The following is a 17,757-nucleotide window of genomic DNA, read 5'->3' as shown; positions in this document are numbered from 1 at the left end:
CGAAAACCCAAACGGAATGCCTTCGCGAGGCTCCGGAGAGCTACCGCAGGGGGCTCTCGCCCGCTACATGAGAGGCGTGAGGAAGCGCCGTAGCGCCTCTTCGTAGCCCGCGGGGTCGGCGTTCCACATGGCTCCGTGGGGCGCATCCGGAACGGTGTGGAGAGTGACGAGTTCCGGGCGCCGCTCGGCGAGTTGACGGGAGAGCGCCCAGGGGGCGATCACGTCGTCCGGGCCGTGGAAGAGGAGCGTGGGGACCTTGAGCACCTCGGGGTCGGCGGCCTGGAGGATGCGGTCGCCGCGCAGGCCCGTGCGGCCCTGGGCGGCGCGCACCGCGAGGGGCAGGAGGAGTCCCGGTGTGCGCCGGGCCGCGGCGAGCGCGCGCAGGGTGGTCTCCCAGTTGAGCACCGGGGAGTCCAGGACGAGACCGCTGATCCTCTCGCGCAGGGCGGAGTGCGCGGCGGCGCGCAGCGCCATGGCGGCGCCGGTGGACCAGCCGTGCAGGATCACGTTCTGCGCCCCGTGGCGCACGGCGTAGCGCATGGCCGCGTCCAGGTCGCGCCACTCGGTCTCGCCGAGGTGGCCGAGGCCGTCCGGGGAGCGGGGCGCGCCGAGGTCGCCTCGGTAGGCGATGTCGAGCACCGGGAACCGCTGGCGGTGCAGGAAGTCCATGACGACCATGGGGTGCTCGCGGGTCGTGCCGAGGCCGTGCACGGTGATCACCCAGGTGTCGCGGACGCCCGGCACGAACCAGGCGGGCAGGCCGCCGAGTTCGCCGGGGATGTCGACGTCCGCGTGGTCGATGTCCAGTGCGGCGTGCGGGTCGCCGATGTGTACCTGCGGGGTGAGCCAGACCTTCGCGCCGGGTTCGAGGGAGCCGTGGGTGACGCGCTCAAGGCGGCGTACGACGGTGTCCGCCGCGTGCGGCGCTGAGTCCAGGACGGGCCCGATCACGGCATGGCTGCCGTTGCCGCTGAGGCCGTACGTACCGGGGCGCAGGGTCGCGAGGGCGCGGGTCAGGGTGATCTGGCCCGCGGCCGTGGAGTGGACCGTGAGGCGGTGGTCGGTCGGCAGCGGGCGGCCGGCCGGCGCCTTCAGGGCGGCGTTGCTGGCGAACCGGCCCGCGGCGACGGCGGCTGCGCCGCCCAGGAGGGCGGTGGTGACGGCGGTGACGGCCGTTGCCGTCGCTTTGGCTGGGCGCACCTGCCCAGTGTCCGGCGGGTGGCTGGTCGCTGCCAGTGGGCGGGGCTCGCGGGGTGACGTCACCCCGTCCGCGTACCCGTAGGTGATGTCACTGAATCCGCGGCCTCTCGGGACGAAGCCGCCCCCGACGCGCCCCCGAGGGCCGTCACTGTTGGCCGTAGCCGCGCAGCCTGTCCTCCGCTTCCCTCAGCTGCCCGGCGGACAGGAGCGTCGGGGTGTGACCCGGGACCGCGCTGGCCGTCAGCCAGAGGCGGGACATCCATTCCAGCTGCGCCGTGCGGTCGTACGCCTGGTCCAGGGTGTCTCCGTAGGTGACTGTTCCGTGGTTCTGGAGCAGGCAACCAGTGCGGTCCCTGAGGGCCCGGAGCATGTTCTCGGCCAACTCGTCGGAGCCGTAGGGGGCATACCGGGCAACCCGGGCAGGGCCGCCGAGCGCCGCCGCCATGTAGTGGATGGGCGGGAGCTCCGGGACGAGGGTGGAGACGGCGGTGGCGTGCACCGCGTGGGTGTGGACCACGGCTCCGGCGTCCGTGGTGCGGTAGACGGCCAGGTGCATGGGCAGTTCGCTGGTGGGGGCGAGGTCACCGAAGAGCTGATTGCCGTCCGTGTCGACGCCGACCGCGTCCCGCGGCCCGAGGCGGTCGTACGGCATGCCGCTCGGGGTGACCAGGATCGTGCCGCCGACCCGCACCGAGACGTTGCCCGACGTGCCGACCACCAGGCCGTCCGTCACCGTCCTGCGGGCCGCCGCCACCAGCTCGCCCCACGCCCGCTCCACCGCGTCCTGCCGGACTTCGTCCCGCTGCTCCCGCACGTCCCGCTGCTCCGTCATGCCGCGATCCTGTCAGCCGTGGGGCGCGGCACCGTAGGGGCGGAGGCAGGGAGTCCGTAAGAGTACAAATGTGCATACATCACTCTCTGGTGCTGATTGGCTGGCCATCGACCGCCATCCGATGATCTTCCAGTACTCTCCGGAAGATTTGTCCCGCACGTCGCAGTCCGGGGGGAAATATGGCTCATGACCACAAACCATCCCGTCGCCGCGCGCGCGTCATCGCGGCCTCAGTAGTGACTCTGGCCCTCGGGTGGACCGTCCTCGCCGAGATTCCGGTTTCGGCGGCGAGCAAGCCGAGGGGGCACGACGTCTCGTCGCACCAGAAGCGAGTCAACTGGCACAAGGCGAAGAGCAAGGGCGCGCGCTTCGTCTACATCAAGGCCACCGAGTCCTACACGTACCGCAATCCCCACTTCAAGCAGCAGTACAACGGCTCCCGCAAGGCGGGCATCCTGCGCGGCGCGTACCACTTCGCCGTGCCGAGCAAGTCGTCCGGCAAGAAGCAGGCTGCCTACTTCATGAGGCACGGCGGACGGTGGAGCGCGGACGGCCGGACGCTGCCGCCGGCCCTCGACATCGAGCACAATCCCTACGGCAAGCGGAAGTGCTACGGCATCAGCAAGAGGGGCATGGTCCACTGGATCAAGTCGTTCAGCAACGAGGTGAAGCGGCAGACGGGACGGCGTCCCGTGATCTACACGACCACCAGGTGGTGGAACAAGTGCACGGGCGGCAGCCGTGCCTTCGCGGCGCATCACGCGCTGTGGCTGGCGCACTGGTCGTCGACGTCGGGGAAGCTGCCCAGGGGCTGGTCGTACCTGACGTTCTGGCAGTACGACAACGGCGGCAGGTTCCCGGGTGACCAGAATCTCTTCAACGGTTCGATGAAGCAGTTGAAGAAGTTCGCCCGAGGGTAGCCGGGCACGGCCGGATACCGGTCGGACACCCTTGGAAGCCCGCATTCCGGGCCTCTGGAAGCTCACGTTCCAGGCCTCGCGACGCCACTCCGGGCGATCTTCGTCAGAGCCACGACGGAACCGGAGTGGCAGTGCCCCGAATTGGGTCACCGCACGGCCCGACCAAGTTCACTTTCCGTTCACCCAGCTTGCCTACGTTCCACTTGCCACTGACGTCCAACAGAAGCCTGGGTAAATGGAACACATCACGCTTCTCCTCGGGATCGTGATCGTTACCGCTCTCGTGTTCGACTTCACGAACGGTTTCCACGACACGGCCAACGCGATGGCGACCACCATCTCGACTGGCGCTCTCAAGCCCAAGACGGCGGTGGCCATGTCCGCCGTGCTGAACCTCGTCGGCGCTTTCCTGTCGGTCGAGGTCGCCAAGACGATCTCCGGCGGAATCGTCAACGAAGACGGACTGAAGACAGAGGTGATCTTCGCCGCCCTGGTGGGCGCGATCCTCTGGAATCTCCTGACCTGGCTGGTGGGCCTGCCCTCCAGTTCCTCCCACGCGCTCTTCGGCGGCCTCATCGGCGCCGCGGTCATGTCGATGGGCTGGTCGTCGATCAACGGCGGCACCGTCGTCACCAAGATCCTGATCCCCGCGATCGCCGCGCCCCTCGTCGCCGGCATCGCCGCGACGCTGGCCACGCGTCTGACGTACCGCATCGGACGCAACACCGACACCAAGGCGACCGCCAAGGGCTACCGCACCGGTCAGATCGCCTCCGCGGGCCTCGTCTCGCTGGCGCACGGCACGAACGACGCGCAGAAGACCATGGGCATCATCACGCTCGCCCTGATCACCGGCGGCGTCCTGAACCCGGGCGCCAACCCACCGATGTGGGTCATCGTCTCGGCGGGCATCGCCATCGCGCTCGGCACGTACCTCGGTGGCTGGCGCATCATCCGCACCATGGGCAAGGGCCTCACGGACCTCGCGCCGCAGCAGGGCTTCGCCGCCCAGACCAGCGCCGCGACCGCGATCCTGGCCTCCTCGCACATCGGCTTCTCGCTCTCCACCACCCAGGTCTGCTCGGGCGCCGTGATGGGCGCGGGCCTCGGCCGCAAGGGCGGTGTGGTCCGCTGGTCCACGGCGACGCGCATGTTCGTCGCCTGGGGCCTGACGCTCCCGGCCGCCGGTCTGGTCGGCGCGGGCGCCGAGTTCCTCACCAAGCAGGGCCCCTGGGGCATCGCGGCGACCGCCGCGCTCCTGGTGACCGGCTCTGCCGTGATCTGGGTGCTGTCCCGGCGCAACGCCGTCGACCACACGAACGTCGCCGACGACGAGATCCGCAGCTCCTTCGCGGACGAGCCGGCGGGCGTCGTGACCACCGCGATCGCCGCCGTCTCTCCGCCGCCCACCGGGTCGGCCGTGACGAGCCCCGACGTCGACCTCGTCAAGGCCACCATCCAGGCCCCGGCCCCGACCGGCACCGCGGCGGACCCCGCCCGGCCCGCCACGGTGTAAGGACAAGTCAGCATGAACATCGACTGGGCAGCTCTCGGCTCCGTGTTCGGAGTCAGCCTCGCGGTGACGGTGGCCCTGGTGGGCCTGTTCACCCTCGGCATCGTCGGCCTCTCCAAGCGCGAGACGGCAACGTCCGGCGCCACTTCGACCGCTTCCGCCGCTTCCACGGCGGGCGGGCCCCCGGTGGCGGCACGCACGGGCGCGTACGTGTGCTTCGCGCTCTGCGCGGCGGCGGTGGCGTACGGGATCTATCTGATCGTCGCCTGACGATCGCAGCTCCGGGTGGGGTGCGGGACGCTTCGGCGGCCCGCACCCCACCTCTGTCTGTGGGCCTCGGCACACTCTCCCGCCCCAGGTCAACGGCAAGTTGACGGGCGTTCGCGGGCGTGGTGGACTGCCGGAGCCATTACGGCGGCAGAAGAGGAAGCCGGTGCGAATCCGGCGCGGTCCCGCCACTGTCATCGAGGAGCTGACTCAGCCGGCTCCTCGGAAGCCAGGAACTCTCGCCGCCGATCTCGTCGAATCAGGGCGCGGACACCCTGAGTGAGGACATATCGCCATGCGCGGCCGCCCGTTGCCGGTCTCTGTGCCCCCGCCTGTACAGGCCGGGCCCCTCGCTCCCCTCCGCGTCACGGCCGGCTGAAGCCATGCGTGCCGATCGCGACTTCGCGTACGGCGCCGCCGCCGGCCTCCTCGGTGATCTGTTCCTCGGCGATCCTCGCCGCGGGCATCCGGTCGCCGCGTTCGGCCGGGCCGCCGGTGCCGTAGAGCGTGTGCTGTGGCGTGACCACCGCGGGTGGGGCGCCCTGCATGCCGTGGTGTGCGCCGGGGGTGCGGCAGGTGCCGCCGTCCTGGCCTCTTCTCTTGTACGTGACTCACGCGCCGCATCCGTCGCGCTGACCGCCGCCACCACCTGGGCCGTCGTCGGCGGGACCTCGCTGGGGCGCGAGGCGCGGGCCGTCGGCGGTGCGCTCGCCGCCGGGGACATCGAGGTGGCACGGGAGCGCCTTCCGCATCTGTGCGGCCGTGATCCGCAGTCCCTCGACGCCGACGGCATCGCGCGGGCCGTGGTCGAGTCCGTCGCCGAGAACACGTCCGACGCGGTCGTCGGCGCCTTGGTGTGGGGGGCTCTCGGCGGGGTTCCCGGGCTTGTCGCCTTCCGGGCCGTGAACACGCTCGACGCCATGGTCGGGCACAAGTCGGTGAAGTACCGGCGGTACGGGTGGGCCTCCGCGCGGCTCGACGACGTACTGGGGTGGCCCGGAGCCCGGCTCACCGCGGTGCTCGCGGCTGCCGCCGGAGACGCGCCGCGCGGTGCCCTGAAGGCCTGGCGTGCGGACGCGGCCAAGCATCCGAGCCCCAACGCGGGGCCCGTGGAGACCGCCTTCGCAGGGGCGTTGGGGGTACGGCTCGGGGGGACCCTCTCGTACGGAGGCCGCATCGAGCACCGGCCCGTCCTGAACGGGGACGGGCGGGACGTCGAAGTCGCCGACATCGAACGGGCCGTGAAGCTCTCGCGCCGGGTAGGGCTGCTTGCCCTGGGGGTCGCGGCCGTGGTGAGCACTATGCGGAAAGGCAGGGTCTGATGAGTGGTGGGCTGCTCGTTGCCGGGACCACGTCCGATGCGGGCAAGAGCGTGATCACCGCCGGGATCTGCCGGTGGCTGGCCCGCAAGGGGGTCTCCGTCGCGCCCTTCAAGGCACAGAACATGTCCCTCAACTCCTTCGTCACGCGCGAGGGCGCCGAGATCGGGCGGGCCCAGGCCATGCAGGCGCAGGCCGCCCGGGTCGAACCCAGCGCACTGATGAACCCCGTGCTGCTCAAGCCGGGCAGTGACCGCAGCAGCCAGGTCGTCCTCATGGGAAAGCCCGTGGGCGAGATGAGCGCGCGCGGCTATCACGGGGGGCGCCAGGAACAGTTGCTCTCCACCGTCGTGGGATGCCTCGAAGAACTTCGGGGCGGCTATGACGCCGTGATCTGCGAAGGCGCGGGCAGTCCCGCCGAGATCAATCTGCGGCGTACGGACATCGTGAACATGGGGATCGCGCGGGCCGCCCGCTTCCCGGTCGTCGTGGTCGGCGACATCGACCGAGGCGGCGTCTTCGCCTCCTTCTTCGGTACGACCGCGCTGCTCAGCGCCGAGGACCAGGAACTGGTCGCCGGTTATCTCGTCAACAAGTTCCGTGGCGACGTCTCGCTGCTCGAACCCGGGCTCGACATGCTTCATGAGCTCACCGGGCGGCGTACGTTCGGCGTCCTTCCCTTCCAGCACGGCCTCGGCATCGACGAGGAGGACGGCCTTCGGGTGTCCCTGCGGGGCGCCGTGCGGGAGTCCGTCGTCGCTCCCCCGGTCGGCGAGGACGTGCTGCGGGTCGCCGTCTGCGCCGTACCGCTGATGTCGAACTTCACGGACGTGGACGCCCTGGCCGCCGAACCCGGCGTCGTGGTGCGGTTCGTGGACCGCGCCGACGAGCTCGTCGACGCCGATCTCGTCGTCGTACCCGGCACGCGCGGCACCGTCCGCGCCCTTCAGTGGCTGCGCGAGCGCGGCCTCGCGGACGCCATCGCGCGGCGCGCCGCCGAGGGGCGGCCGGTGCTCGGGATCTGCGGCGGCTTCCAGGTGCTCGGCGAGCACATCGAGGACGACGTCGAGTCGCGGGCGGGAGCCGTGGACGGGCTCGGCCTGCTGCCCGTGCGCGTGCGGTTCGCCCGCGAGAAGACCCTCGCGCGCCCGGTCGGCGAGGCGCTCGGCGAACCCGTCGAGGGGTACGAGATCCATCACGGCGTCGCCGAAGTCCTGGGCGGAGAGCCCTTCTTGGACGGCTGCCGAGTAGGCGAGGTGTGGGGCACGCACTGGCACGGCTCCCTGGAGAGCGACGCGTTCCGGCGCCGTTTCCTGATGGAGGTCGCCCGCGCCGCCGGGCGCCGCTTCGTGCCCGCGCCCGACACCAGCTTCGCCGCACTGCGCGAGGAGCAGCTCGACCTGCTCGGCGACCTGATCGAGCAGCACGCGGACACGGACGCGCTGCTCCGCCTGATCGAGACCGGCGCCCCGCCCGGCCTCCCCTTCATCGCACCCGGGGCGCCCGCACGACCGGCGGAGGGGGACGGGTGAGAGCCGCTGCACCCTGGGCGAGAGCCGCTGCCCCTTGCCCCGCCCTGAACCACGTAATGGAGGCCTTGTGAGTACCCCCTATCCGTTCACCGCCCTCGTCGGACAGGACGACCTGCGGCTCGCCCTGCTGCTCAACGCCGTCTCGCCCGCCGTCGGCGGTGTGCTCGTACGCGGCGAGAAGGGCACCGCCAAGTCCACTGCCGTGCGCGCCCTTTCGGCCTTGCTGCCGCAGGTACCCGTCGTCGCCGGATGCCGCTTCTCCTGCGCCCCGGCCGCCCCGGACCCCGCCTGCCCCGACGGTCCGCACGACGCCGGCGGCGCTTCGGTGCGCGACGCGCGGATGGTCGAACTGCCCGTAGGAGCCTCCGAGGACCGCCTCGTCGGGGCGCTCGACATCGAGCGGGCGCTCGCCGAGGGCGTGAAGGCCTTCGAGCCGGGTCTGCTCGCCGACGCCCACCGCGGCATCCTCTACGTCGACGAAGTCAACCTGCTGCACGACCACTTGGTCGACCTGCTGCTCGACGCCGCCGCCATGGGCGCCTCGTACGTCGAGCGCGAGGGCGTGTCCGTGCGGCATGCGGCGCGGTTCCTGCTCGTGGGCACCATGAACCCCGAAGAGGGCGAACTGCGACCGCAGTTGCTCGACCGGTTCGGGCTCACCGTCGAGGTCGCCGCATCGCGCGAGACCGATCAGCGGGTCGAGGTCGTGCGCCGACGGCTCGCGTACGACGACGACGCGGAGAACTTCGCCGCGCGGTGGCACGAGGACGAGTCCGCGCTGCGGGACCGGATCGTCGCGGCGCGTGCGCTGCTTCCCCACGTGCGGCTCGGGGACGGTGCGTTGCGGCAGATCGCCGCCACCTGTGCGGCCTTCGAGGTCGACGGGATGCGGGCCGACATCGTGATGGCGCGTACGGCGACGGCGCTTGCCGCCTGGGCCGGACGCGACGACGTACTCGCCGAGGACGTACGGCAGGCCGCTCTCCTCGCGCTCCCGCACCGGCGCCGTCGCAACCCCTTCGACGCGCCGGGCCTCGACGAGGACAAGCTCGACGACACGCTGGAGCAGAACGGCGACGACGGCGACGGGGACGGCGGGGACGACGACCCCGACGGCGGCGGTCCCGATGGAGGCGGGCAGCCGCCCCAGGACGGACCCGACGCCCCCGAGGCACCCGATGCCCCGGCGCCGGACGCACATGACGCCCCCGCCACCGACAACGAGACCGAGAGCGGGCAGGACGAGGACCTCTCCCCCGCGCAGGCACCCGCGGCCGGTGGCGGTGGCGGTGAACAGCGGCCCGTGCAGGCCTCCGAGCCGTTCCGTACGAAGATGCTGAGCGTCCCCGGTCTCGGTGAGGGTGCCGCGGGGCGCCGCTCGAGGGCGCGGACCGAGCACGGGCGGACCACCGGGGCCCGGCGGCCCCAAGGTGCGCTCACCAAGCTGCACCTGGCGGCCACCGTGCACGCGGCTGCCCCCCATCAGCGGGCGCGCGGACGTGTGGGGCGGGGGCTCGTCGTGCGCCGGGACGATCTGCGGCAGGCGACGCGGGAGGGGCGTGAGGGCAACCTCGTGCTCTTCGTCGTGGACGCCTCCGGGTCCATGGCCGCGCGGCAGCGGATGAGCGCCGTGAAGGGAGCGGTGCTGTCCTTGCTGCTCGATGCCTACCAGCGCCGGGACAAGGTCGGGCTCGTCACCTTCCGCGGGTCCGACGCCGAGGTGGCGTTGCCGCCCACGTCTTCCGTCGACGCGGCTGCCGCCCGTCTTGAGACGCTGCCCACGGGCGGGCGTACGCCGGTCGCGGCCGGGCTGCTCAAGGCGCACGACGTACTGCGCGTCGAGCGGCTGCGGGATCCGGCGCGGCGCCCCCTGGTCGTGGTCGTCACGGACGGCCGGGCCACGGGAGGCGTGGAGCCGGTGGCCCGCGCGGGACGTGCCGCGCGTCTCTTCGAGGCCGCCGGGATCGCGTCCGTGGTCGTCGACTGCGAGTCGGGGCACATCCGGCTCGGGCTGGCCGGGCAGCTGGCGGGCGAGCTCGGCGGGACGGCCGTGACGCTCGACGAGCTGCGGGCTGATTCCATCGCCGGGCTCGTCAAGGACGTACAGGGAACTCAGATGCAGACGAGGAGCGTGGCCTGATGCCGCAGGGACAGCCGAACGTGGTGCCGGACGACGGGCTCACCACGCGTCAGCGGCGCAACCGGCCGCTGGTCATGGTGCACACCGGGATCGGCAAGGGAAAGTCCACCGCCGCCTTCGGGATGGCGCTGCGGGCCTGGAATCAGGGATGGCCCATCGGGGTCTTCCAGTTCGTGAAGTCGGCGAAGTGGAAGGTCGGCGAGGAGAACGCCCTGAAGGTGCTCGGCGCGAGCGACGAGGGCGGGTCGGTCACCTGGAACAAGATGGGCGAGGGCTGGTCGTGGATCCAGCGCGCGCCCGCCGAGGGCGAGCCCAGCCACGAGGACAAGGCCCGCGAGGGCTGGGAGCAGGTCAAGCGCGACCTCGCCGCGGAGACGTACTCGCTGTACGTCCTCGACGAGTTCGCCTATCTCCTGCACTGGGGCTGGATCGACGTGGACGAGGTGGTCGAGGTTCTGCGGGACCGTCCCGGGCACCAGCACGTCATCATCACCGGGCGCTACGCACCCGAGGCCCTGGTCGAGTTCGCCGATCTCGTCACCGACATGTCCAAGGTCAAGCATCCGATGGACGCGGGTCAGAAGGGCCAGAGGGGCATCGAGTGGTAGCTCGGCTCGTCGTCGCCGCGCCGTCTTCAGGAAGCGGGAAGACGACCGTGGCCACGGGGTTGATGGCCGCGTTCTCGGCGGCAGGGCTCGCGGTGTCCCCGCACAAGGTGGGACCCGACTACATCGACCCCGGGTATCACGCGCTGGCCACGGGGCGCCCCGGGCGGAATCTCGACGCGTACATGTGCGGGCCCCAGATGGTGGCGCCCTTGTTCAACCATGGGGCACGCGGCTGCGATCTCGCCGTGGTCGAGGGCGTCATGGGGATGTACGACGGGGTCTCCGGTCAGGGTGAGCTGGCTTCCACCGCACATGTGTCGAAGCTGCTCCGTGCGCCGGTGGTCCTCGTCGTCGACGCGTCGTCGCAGTCCCGCTCCGTCGCCGCGCTCGTGCACGGGTTCGCTTCCTGGGACCCGGAGGTGCGGCTCGGGGGCGTGATCCTCAACAAGGTGGGGTCCGCGCGGCACGAGGAGCTGCTGCGCGATGCCCTCGGCGAGTCCGGGGTGCCCGTGCTCGGCGCACTCGGCCGGGTGCAGCAGGTCCGGGCGCCCTCGCGGCATCTGGGACTCGTTCCGGTGGCCGAGCGGCAGGCGGAAGCCGTCGAATCGGTGGCCGCGCTCGCCTCCCGGGTGCGGGAGGGCTGCGATCTCGACGCGATTCTGGCGTTGGCGCGCAGTGCGCCCGCGATGACCGGTGAGACGTGGACGCCTCACGAGGTGCCGCAGGACGATGAGCGAGAGCGGGACGAGGAGCGGCGGCCCGTGGTCGCCGTCGCGGGCGGGGCCGCGTTCACCTTCTCCTACGCCGAACACACCGAGCTGCTCACGGCCGCGGGCGCGGACGTCGTCACCTTCGATCCGCTGCACGACGAGGAGCTGCCGCCCGGCACCGCGGGACTGATCATCGGGGGCGGATTCCCCGAGGTGTACGCGCCCGAGCTCTCCGCCAACGAGCCGCTGCGGAAGGTCGTCGCCGATCTTGCGCTGAGCGGTGCGCCCGTGGCCGCCGAGTGCGCCGGGCTGCTCTATCTGACCCGGGAGCTGGACGGGAAGCCGATGTGCGGGGTGCTCGACGCCCGCTCCCACATGTCCGAGCGGCTCACGCTCGGGTACCGCGAGGCCGTCGCCGTGTCCGAGAGCCCGCTCGCGGTGGTCGGGACCCGGATGCGCGGGCACGAGTTCCACCGCACCGTCGTCGAACCGGGCGCGGGGGCGGCTCCCGCCTGGGGGCTGCACTCCCCCGAGCGGCGCGTCGAAGGCTTCGTACAGCAGGGTGTGCACGCGAGTTACCTGCACACGCACTGGGCCGCCGAGCCGGGTATCGCGCGCCGGTTCGTGGAGCGGTGCCGGGGATGAGCGGTACGCGGGTCGGGGTCCGCTTCCGGGTCGAGGCCGGGGTCCGCTTCCGGGTCGGGGGCGGCCGGAGCGGAAGACTGTGACCTCGGTCCACGCCGTGGCCGCCTCACTCCGCGATGCCCACCACCAGCCAGATGAACGCCGCCCCCGCCACCGTGCACAGCAGCGTCGAGCGCGCCGGATGCTCGTGGTGCGCCTCCGGCAGGATCTCCGCGGCCGCCAGGTAGAGCAGCGCGCCGCCGAAGAAGCCGAGATATCCCCCGAGCAGTTGCGCCGGAATGGTGAACAGGAGCGTCGATGCCGCGCCCACCACCGGGGCCACCGCGTCCGCGAAGAGCATCGCGAGGGCCTTGCGGCGGGCGTTCCCGTACAGACTGGTGAGCGTGTACGTGTTGAAGCCGTCGGCGAAGTCATGGGCGATGACCGCGAGCGCCACCGCCACGCCCATGCCGCCGCCCACCTGGAACGCGGCGCCGATCGCGACGCCGTCCATGACGCTGTGCCCGACCATCGCCCCGGCCGCCGTCATCCCCACCTGCGGGATCCGGCCGTTCGTGTCCTCGCCCGCCCCGTGGGCGGCCTGGCGGCCCGCGAGGAGGTGTTCCACCAGGTGCGCGGTGAGGAAGCCCGCGACGAACAGGAGCAGCGCCGCGGGTACCCCGAAGACGGGGCTGCCCGCGGCGTCCAGCGCCTCGGGCAGCAGGTCGAGACCGACCACGCCGAGCATCAGACCGCCCGCGAGCCCCAGGACGAGGTGACGCCGGTCGGTGACCCGCTGGGCCGTCCAGCCGCCCACCAGGGTCATCACAAAGGCGCCGAGCGCCACGAACACCGCCATGCGCCCTTGCTAGCCGATCGCCCCCCTGCCCCGCACATCGACATCGGGCCCGCCGAGCGGACACCGACCCGTTTCTGGTCCCGTTTCTGGTCTCGTTCCTGGTCCCGCTTCCGTCCCGTACGAGAGGAGCCCCCGCCCATGGCCGACGCCGAAGCCGCCAGCGGCGAGGTCCGCCCTGCCGGGGCGGGGGCGGCCGACCTCGCGGAGGCGGCGGTCATCGAACACACGAGGGAAGGCGCAGAGGTCATCGGCCCGATGACGATGTCCCCCGAACAGGTGGCGGCCGGTGGCTCTCTCGTGGTGGGCGTCGGCGCGAGCAAGGGCGCGCCCGCCGAAGAGGTCATCGGCCTCGTCGAGGACACGCTTCGGGACGCGGGGCTCTCCCCCGCCCGTGTCGCCGCGCTGGCGACGCTCGACACGAAGGCCGAAGAGCCCGGCATCGTCGAGGCGGCGGCGCGGCTCGGGGTACCGGTCGTGTCGTACGCGGCCGACGATCTTGCCGGTGTCGACGTGCCGAACCCCTCCGACGCGCCGCTCGCCACCGTGGGCACGCCCTCCGTGGCGGAGGCCGCCGCGCTGTGCGGAGGCGGTGAACTTCTCGTGCCCAAGCGGAAGTCGGCACCCGGCGGCCGTGCACCCATGGTGACCTGTGCGATCGTGCGCTGCGGGCCCGCGATGAGGGTGTCCGCACCTGATCCGAACGAAACAGGCAAAGCAATCAAGGAGTCCGAGTGACCACCCCGCCCGCCCCGCTCCCCACACCGCTTCCCGCACTGCTCATCGCCGGACACGGCACCCGGGACGAGGCCGGGGCGGCCGCTTTCCGGGGCTTCGTACAGGAAATCGCCCGGCGCAACCCCGAACTCCCGGTGGCCGGCGACCTCATCGGCCTGTCGCCGCCACTGAGCGAGGCGGTCACCGACCTCGTCGACCGGGGCGTGAAACGTTTCGCTTCCGTACCGCTGACGCTGGTGCCGGACGAGCGCGCCGGCGGCGGCATCCCCGTGGCGCTCACCCGTGAGCAGGAGCGCCACCCCGGCATCTCGTACACCCACGGCCGCCCGCTCGGCCCGCATCCCTCGCTCCTGAACGTCCTCAGCCGCCGCCTCGACGAGGCGCTCGGCGGCTCGGCCCGCCGCTCGCCGCAGGACCGCGCGAACGTCACGGTGCTGCTCGTGGGCCGCGGTTCGACCGACCCGGAGGCCAACGCCGAGGTGTACAAAGCGGCTCGGCTGCTGTGGGAGGGGCGGGGTTACGCGGGTGTGGAGACGGCGTTCGTGTCGCTCGCGGCGCCGGACGTGCCGTCGGGGCTCGACCGCTGCGTACGTCTTGGCGCGCGGCGGATCGTGGTCCTGCCCTACTTCCTCTTCACCGGCACCCTGCCGGAGCGGGTCCTCCAGCAGACGGAGGGCTGGGCGGCGGCACACCCCGAGATCGAGGTGCGCTCGGCGGATGTGATCGGCCCCGAGGAGGAGCTGCTCGACCTCGTCATGGAGCGCTACCGGGAGGCGGTCGGCGGCGATGACGCACATACCCACTGAGTACGGCGCCGGGTACAACGCCGACCACGACGGCGGACCGGACCTGCGCCACCACGGGGACGCGGAGGTCCGCGGCGCCGCCGACCTCACCGACCTCGCCGTGAACGTCCGCGCGAACACCCCGCCCGGCTGGCTCAAGCGACACCTCGCCGCCTCGCTCGACGGCCTGGCCGCGTACCCGGACGGCCGGGCGGCGCGGGCGGCGGTGGCGGCGCGGCACGGCGTGACGCCGGACCGGGTGCTGCTCACGTCGGGCGCGGCGGAGGCGTTCGTGCTGCTCGCGCGCGCCCTGAAGGTGCGTCAGCCCGTGGTGGTGCACCCGCAGTTCACCGAGCCGGAGGCGGCGCTGCGGGATGCGGGGCATGTGGTGGGGCGTGTGCTGCTGCGGGAGGAGGACGGGTTCCGTCTCTCGGGGGCGACGGTTCCGGGGGACGCCGATCTGGTCGTGATCGGCAACCCGACGAACCCGACGTCGGTCCTTCACCCGGCCGCGTCGATCGCCGAACTCGCCCGCCCCGGGCGGTACTTGGTGGTGGACGAGGCGTTCATGGACGCGGTGCCGGGTGAGCGCGATGCGTTGGCGGGCCGTACGGACGTGCCCGGCCTTGTGGTGCTGCGCAGCCTCACGAAGACATGGGGTCTTGCGGGGCTGCGGATCGGCTACGTCCTGTCCGACCCGGAGACGATCGCGACGCTGGCCGCGGCTCAGCCCTTGTGGCCGGTGTCCTCTCCCGCGCTCGCTGCGGCGGAGGCATGCGTGACGCCTGCGGCGCTGGCCGAGGCGTCCGATGCGGCCCTGCGGATCGCCGCCGATCGGGCCCATCTCCTGGACGGGCTCAGGGAGTTCGCCTCCCACGGGGTGCGGGCCGTGGAGGCCGCCGAGGGACCCTTCATCCTGCTCCGGGCCCCCGAGGCCCCGGCCTTGCGGGAACGCCTGCGGGAGCGGGGGTTCGCGTTGCGGCGGGGGGACACGTTTCCGGGGCTCGGGGCTGAGTGGCTGCGGGTGGCGGTGCGTGATCCGGGGACGACGGATCGGTTGCTGGGGGCGGTGCGGGGGTTGTTGAGCGGTTGATTCGTCCCCAACCCCGCCCCTTCCCGAAAACTCGCTCGGCGCGAGGGCCCTGTGCCTTGTGGTTGCCGTCATCACCGGCTTCGCCGAGTTCGTCCTCAAACGCCGGACGGGCTGAGATTTCCCCGGCTCGGGGAAATCTTTCAGCCGTCCGGCGTTTGAGGACCGGGGTCTGGGGCGGAGCCCCTGCGCGGCAAAGCCGCCAATAGATACAGCCGGGAAGGGGCGGGATTGGGGAAGGCCCCGCAGGGACCGCCCCGACCTCAGCCCCTGCGCCCCCGGCGCGTCATCGCCACCGCCCCGCCCCCTGCGGCGAGCAGCACGACCGCGCCACCCACCAGGTACGGCGTCGACGAGTTGCCCCCGGTCTCGGCGAGGTTCGCTTCCTGCGGCTTCTCCGCCACCGGCTTCTCGCCGGTGCCGCCCTGCGGCTTCACCGGCGGAGCCGAAGGCTTCGCGACCGCCGCGGGCGTCTCGCACGACGCGCCCGCGAGCGTCACCGTCCCCTCGACCTCCGCGACGTTCAGCTTCAGGGGGTTCACGGACACCTTCAGCTCCAGTGCGGAAGCCGCCGCCGTACGCGATGTCGTGTGCGTCTTCGACAGGTCGAGCCGCACCTCTCCGACGCCCGGCACCTCCACATGGGTCGTGCCGCCCGCCGACAGCGTGACCTTCTTGCCGAGCACCGTCACGCCGCCCAGCAGGTTCGCCTCGGCGACAGGACGCTTGCCCGCCGCGCAGACCGCCTTGGAGGTCACCTGCTCGACCTCGATCAGGGAGAGCAGCGGAAGTCCCGGCACGTGCACCTTCGCCCGCGCGATGTTGCTGTAGCCCTCCGCCTTCCCGTCCTCGACGGTCGCCTTCGCGGTGGCGACGTCCGCCTTCAGCACGCTGAACGGCTGCCCTCCGTTAACCCCGTTCAGTTCGGCGGTGAGCGCGGTCTTGTCGGCGCTTGCCGGTGCCTGTACTTCGTTGAGCGCGACCTTGAGCGGGACGTTCAGGGTCTTGTTGAGCAGGGACACGTCGAGCCCGGTGCGCAGCACGACGGCGTTCGCGCGGCCCTTGTCGCCGCCCGTTGCCGAGGCGGATCCCGCGGTGGCGAGCGCCGCGGGACCGGCGGCGAGAACCGTGGCGGTGGCGATCACACCGAGGCGGCGTGCGGGCAGGCGGAAGGCATTGCTGTTCAAGGTGGTGGAACCCCCACAAGAGTTACGGAGCCGCCGGAAGCCTCGCGCTTCGCTGGATGGGGACATCGCTTGAGCGCGACACCGGCAACATCGACAGGGGGAATCTTTACGCACTGAGAGTGAATAGCCAGCAACGAAGCGTGAGTTCACTCCAAAGGGAGGTTTCCGCCCCTGCTTTCGAATCTTCCGGCACGTACGTTCCCCGCAGTCACCCGAGCAACTCCCTGGCTCGAACACGTCGGTTGACGCGGCTGCCGTGGCCGAATCATGTACAACGAACCAAGGGCCCTACACGTAACGCTCCGTCAACGCCGGTCCTCTGCGGAACCCGCCCCGTCTACCCCACGACCCGCCCGTTCAGGACCACCCTGCGAGGCGCCGCCAACACCCCCACGTCCTCGCGGGGATCGGCCCCGTACACCACCAGGTCCGCCGGTGCTCCCTCCACAAGGCCGGGGCGACCAAGCCAGGACCTCGCTCCCCACGTCGTCGCCGAGAGCGCGTCCACCGCCGGGATCCCCGCGTGCCTCAGTTCGGCGACCTCGGCCGCGACCAGGCCGTGGGCCAGTGAGCCGCCCGCGTCGGTGCCCGCGTACACGGGCACTCCGGCGTCGTACGCGGCCCGAACCGTGTCGTAGCGGCGCTCGTACAGGCGCCGCATGTGCCGTGACCACTTGGGGAACTTCGCTTCGCCGCCGTCGGCCAGCTGCGGGAACGTCGCGATGTTCACCAGGGTCGGGACGATCGCCACGCCCCGTTCGGCGAAGAGCGGGATGGTGTCCTCGGTCAGGCCCGTGGCGTGCTCGATGCAGTCGATGCCCGCCTCCACCAGGTCGCGCAGCGAGTCCTCGGCGAAGCAGTGCGCCGTCACCCGCGCGCCCAGGCGGTGCGCCTCGGCGATCGCCGCCTCCACCTCGGCACGCGGCCAGCACGCCGTCAGGTCCCCCGCGTCGCGGTCGATCCAGTCGCCGACAAGCTTGACCCAGCCGTCGCCGCGCCGGGCCTCCTGGGCGACGTACGCGACGAGGTCGGACGGCTCGATCTCGTGGGCGTAGTTGCGGATGTAGCGGCGCGTGCGCGCGATGTGGCGGCCCGCGCGAATGATCTTCGGGAGGTCCTCGCGGTCGTCGATCCAGCGCGTGTCGGACGGGGAGCCCGCGTCGCGGATCAGGAGGGTGCCGATCTCGCGGTCGGTCAGCGCCTGCTTCTCCGCCACGTCCGGCTCCACCGGGCCGTGCGTGTCCAGGCCCACGTGGCAGTGCGCGTCGACCAGGCCGGGGAGTGTCCAGCCGTCGATCGTGACGTCCGGCGCCGCCGACGGGCGGTCGTAGGTGACTCTGCCTGCGACCAACCACAATTCGTCCCGGACCTCGTCCGGGCCGACGAGCACCCGCCCCTTCACGTGCAGCACCGCGTGATCGCTGTGATCGCTCATG

The 17,757-nt window shown here is 71.9% G+C and carries 15 protein-coding genes, 1 pseudogene and 1 riboswitch; of the genes and pseudogenes, 11 read left to right on the top strand and 5 right to left on the bottom strand.

From position 1 onward, the window contains the following. Positions 1–63 precede the first annotated feature (63 nt). A complete protein-coding gene (locus tag ACWFRJ_RS26030; protein WP_453535532.1) occupies positions 64–1,200 on the bottom strand; it encodes an alpha/beta hydrolase in 1,137 nt (378 codons plus the stop codon). A 145-nt stretch (positions 1,201–1,345) separates the two neighbouring features. Beyond that, positions 1,346–2,032, bottom strand: a complete 687-nt coding sequence (locus ACWFRJ_RS26025; RefSeq protein WP_453535529.1) for a class II aldolase/adducin family protein — start codon at positions 2,030–2,032, stop codon at positions 1,346–1,348. A 179-nt stretch (positions 2,033–2,211) separates the two neighbouring features. Between ACWFRJ_RS26025 and ACWFRJ_RS26020 the strand changes: the two genes are divergently transcribed. The 8 genes from ACWFRJ_RS26020 to ACWFRJ_RS25985 all read left to right on the top strand — a co-directional run bounded on the left by ACWFRJ_RS26020 (position 2,212) and on the right by ACWFRJ_RS25985 (position 11,686). Further along, a complete protein-coding gene (locus ACWFRJ_RS26020; RefSeq protein ID WP_453535526.1) occupies positions 2,212–2,952 on the top strand; it encodes a lysozyme in 741 nt (246 codons plus the stop codon). A gap of 235 nt (positions 2,953–3,187) precedes the next feature. Beyond that, a complete protein-coding gene (locus tag ACWFRJ_RS26015) occupies positions 3,188–4,468 on the top strand; it encodes an anion permease (RefSeq protein WP_453535523.1) in 1,281 nt (426 codons plus the stop codon). Between the two features lie 12 nt (positions 4,469–4,480). Beyond that, positions 4,481–4,735 (top strand): hypothetical protein, encoded by a 255-nt coding sequence (locus ACWFRJ_RS26010; protein WP_453535520.1) that lies wholly within the window; start codon positions 4,481–4,483, stop codon positions 4,733–4,735. 106 nt (positions 4,736–4,841) lie between these two features. Further along, a riboswitch (cobalamin riboswitch) is annotated at positions 4,842–4,993 on the top strand. A gap of 122 nt (positions 4,994–5,115) precedes the next feature. After that, complete coding sequence (locus ACWFRJ_RS26005) at positions 5,116–6,054, top strand: cobalamin biosynthesis protein (RefSeq protein WP_453535517.1); 939 nt, start codon at positions 5,116–5,118, stop codon at positions 6,052–6,054. Then, a complete protein-coding gene (locus tag ACWFRJ_RS26000) occupies positions 6,054–7,583 on the top strand; it encodes a cobyric acid synthase (RefSeq protein ID WP_453535514.1) in 1,530 nt (509 codons plus the stop codon). The genes ACWFRJ_RS26005 and ACWFRJ_RS26000 overlap by 1 nt, the downstream gene beginning before the upstream one ends. Positions 7,584–7,650: 67 nt before the next feature. Next, a complete protein-coding gene (locus ACWFRJ_RS25995) occupies positions 7,651–9,723 on the top strand; it encodes a putative cobaltochelatase (RefSeq protein WP_453535511.1) in 2,073 nt (690 codons plus the stop codon). Continuing rightward, a complete protein-coding gene (gene cobO / locus ACWFRJ_RS25990; RefSeq protein ID WP_453535508.1) occupies positions 9,723–10,331 on the top strand; it encodes a cob(I)yrinic acid a,c-diamide adenosyltransferase in 609 nt (202 codons plus the stop codon). Before ACWFRJ_RS25995 ends, cobO begins: the two co-directional genes overlap by 1 nt. Next, entirely contained in the window at positions 10,325–11,686 is a 1,362-nt protein-coding gene (locus ACWFRJ_RS25985) for a cobyrinate a,c-diamide synthase (RefSeq protein ID WP_453535505.1), read from the top strand. The genes cobO and ACWFRJ_RS25985 overlap by 7 nt, the downstream gene beginning before the upstream one ends. A gap of 106 nt (positions 11,687–11,792) precedes the next feature. On the opposite strand, the gene ACWFRJ_RS25980 is transcribed toward ACWFRJ_RS25985, so the two are convergent. Next, positions 11,793–12,524 carry a ZIP family metal transporter gene (locus tag ACWFRJ_RS25980; RefSeq protein WP_453535502.1) on the bottom strand — a complete coding sequence of 244 codons (732 nt, stop codon included), beginning with the start codon at positions 12,522–12,524 and terminating at the stop codon, positions 11,793–11,795. A gap of 291 nt (positions 12,525–12,815) precedes the next feature. Between ACWFRJ_RS25980 and ACWFRJ_RS25975 the strand changes: the two are divergent. The 3 genes and pseudogenes from ACWFRJ_RS25975 to cobC all read left to right on the top strand — a co-directional run. Next, positions 12,816–13,187, top strand: a pseudogene (locus tag ACWFRJ_RS25975) (cobalamin biosynthesis protein); the annotation flags it as partial. Positions 13,188–13,255: 68 nt separating this feature from the next. Continuing rightward, on the top strand, positions 13,256–14,065 hold the full coding sequence (locus ACWFRJ_RS25970) for a sirohydrochlorin chelatase (protein ID WP_453535499.1): 810 nt from the start codon (positions 13,256–13,258) through the stop codon (positions 14,063–14,065). Beyond that, positions 14,046–15,137, top strand: coding sequence for an Rv2231c family pyridoxal phosphate-dependent protein CobC (cobC, locus tag ACWFRJ_RS25965; protein WP_453535496.1), 1,092 nt, complete (start codon positions 14,046–14,048; stop codon positions 15,135–15,137). Before ACWFRJ_RS25970 ends, cobC begins: the two co-directional genes overlap by 20 nt. A gap of 260 nt (positions 15,138–15,397) precedes the next feature. Here cobC and ACWFRJ_RS25960 read toward each other — a convergent pair whose 3' ends face one another. Continuing rightward, a complete protein-coding gene (locus tag ACWFRJ_RS25960; protein ID WP_453535493.1) occupies positions 15,398–16,321 on the bottom strand; it encodes an SCO1860 family LAETG-anchored protein in 924 nt (307 codons plus the stop codon). A gap of 337 nt (positions 16,322–16,658) precedes the next feature. After that, positions 16,659–17,756: an amidohydrolase family protein gene (locus ACWFRJ_RS25955; protein ID WP_453535490.1), complete on the bottom strand. Its 1,098-nt coding sequence runs from the start codon at positions 17,754–17,756 to the stop codon at positions 16,659–16,661. Position 17,757 lies beyond the last annotated feature (1 nt).

The organism is Streptomyces sp. NPDC055239, from assembly GCF_053606205.1.
This window is presented reverse-complemented; position numbering and strand designations above follow the sequence as displayed.

Coding starts and splice junctions, on each gene's coding strand:
- ACWFRJ_RS26025 (WP_453535529.1), bottom strand. CDS start 2,032: ATGACGGAGCAGCGGGACGTGCGGGAGCAGCGGGACGAAGTCCGGCAG.
- ACWFRJ_RS26020 (WP_453535526.1), top strand. CDS start 2,212: ATGGCTCATGACCACAAACCATCCCGTCGCCGCGCGCGCGTCATCGCG.
- ACWFRJ_RS26015 (WP_453535523.1), top strand. CDS start 3,188: ATGGAACACATCACGCTTCTCCTCGGGATCGTGATCGTTACCGCTCTC.
- ACWFRJ_RS26010 (WP_453535520.1), top strand. CDS start 4,481: ATGAACATCGACTGGGCAGCTCTCGGCTCCGTGTTCGGAGTCAGCCTC.
- ACWFRJ_RS26005 (WP_453535517.1), top strand. CDS start 5,116: ATGCGTGCCGATCGCGACTTCGCGTACGGCGCCGCCGCCGGCCTCCTC.
- ACWFRJ_RS26000 (WP_453535514.1), top strand. CDS start 6,054: ATGAGTGGTGGGCTGCTCGTTGCCGGGACCACGTCCGATGCGGGCAAG.
- cobO (WP_453535508.1), top strand. CDS start 9,723: ATGCCGCAGGGACAGCCGAACGTGGTGCCGGACGACGGGCTCACCACG.
- ACWFRJ_RS25980 (WP_453535502.1), bottom strand. CDS start 12,524: ATGGCGGTGTTCGTGGCGCTCGGCGCCTTTGTGATGACCCTGGTGGGC.
- cobC (WP_453535496.1), top strand. CDS start 14,046: ATGACGCACATACCCACTGAGTACGGCGCCGGGTACAACGCCGACCAC.
- ACWFRJ_RS25955 (WP_453535490.1), bottom strand. CDS start 17,756: ATGAGCGATCACAGCGATCACGCGGTGCTGCACGTGAAGGGGCGGGTG.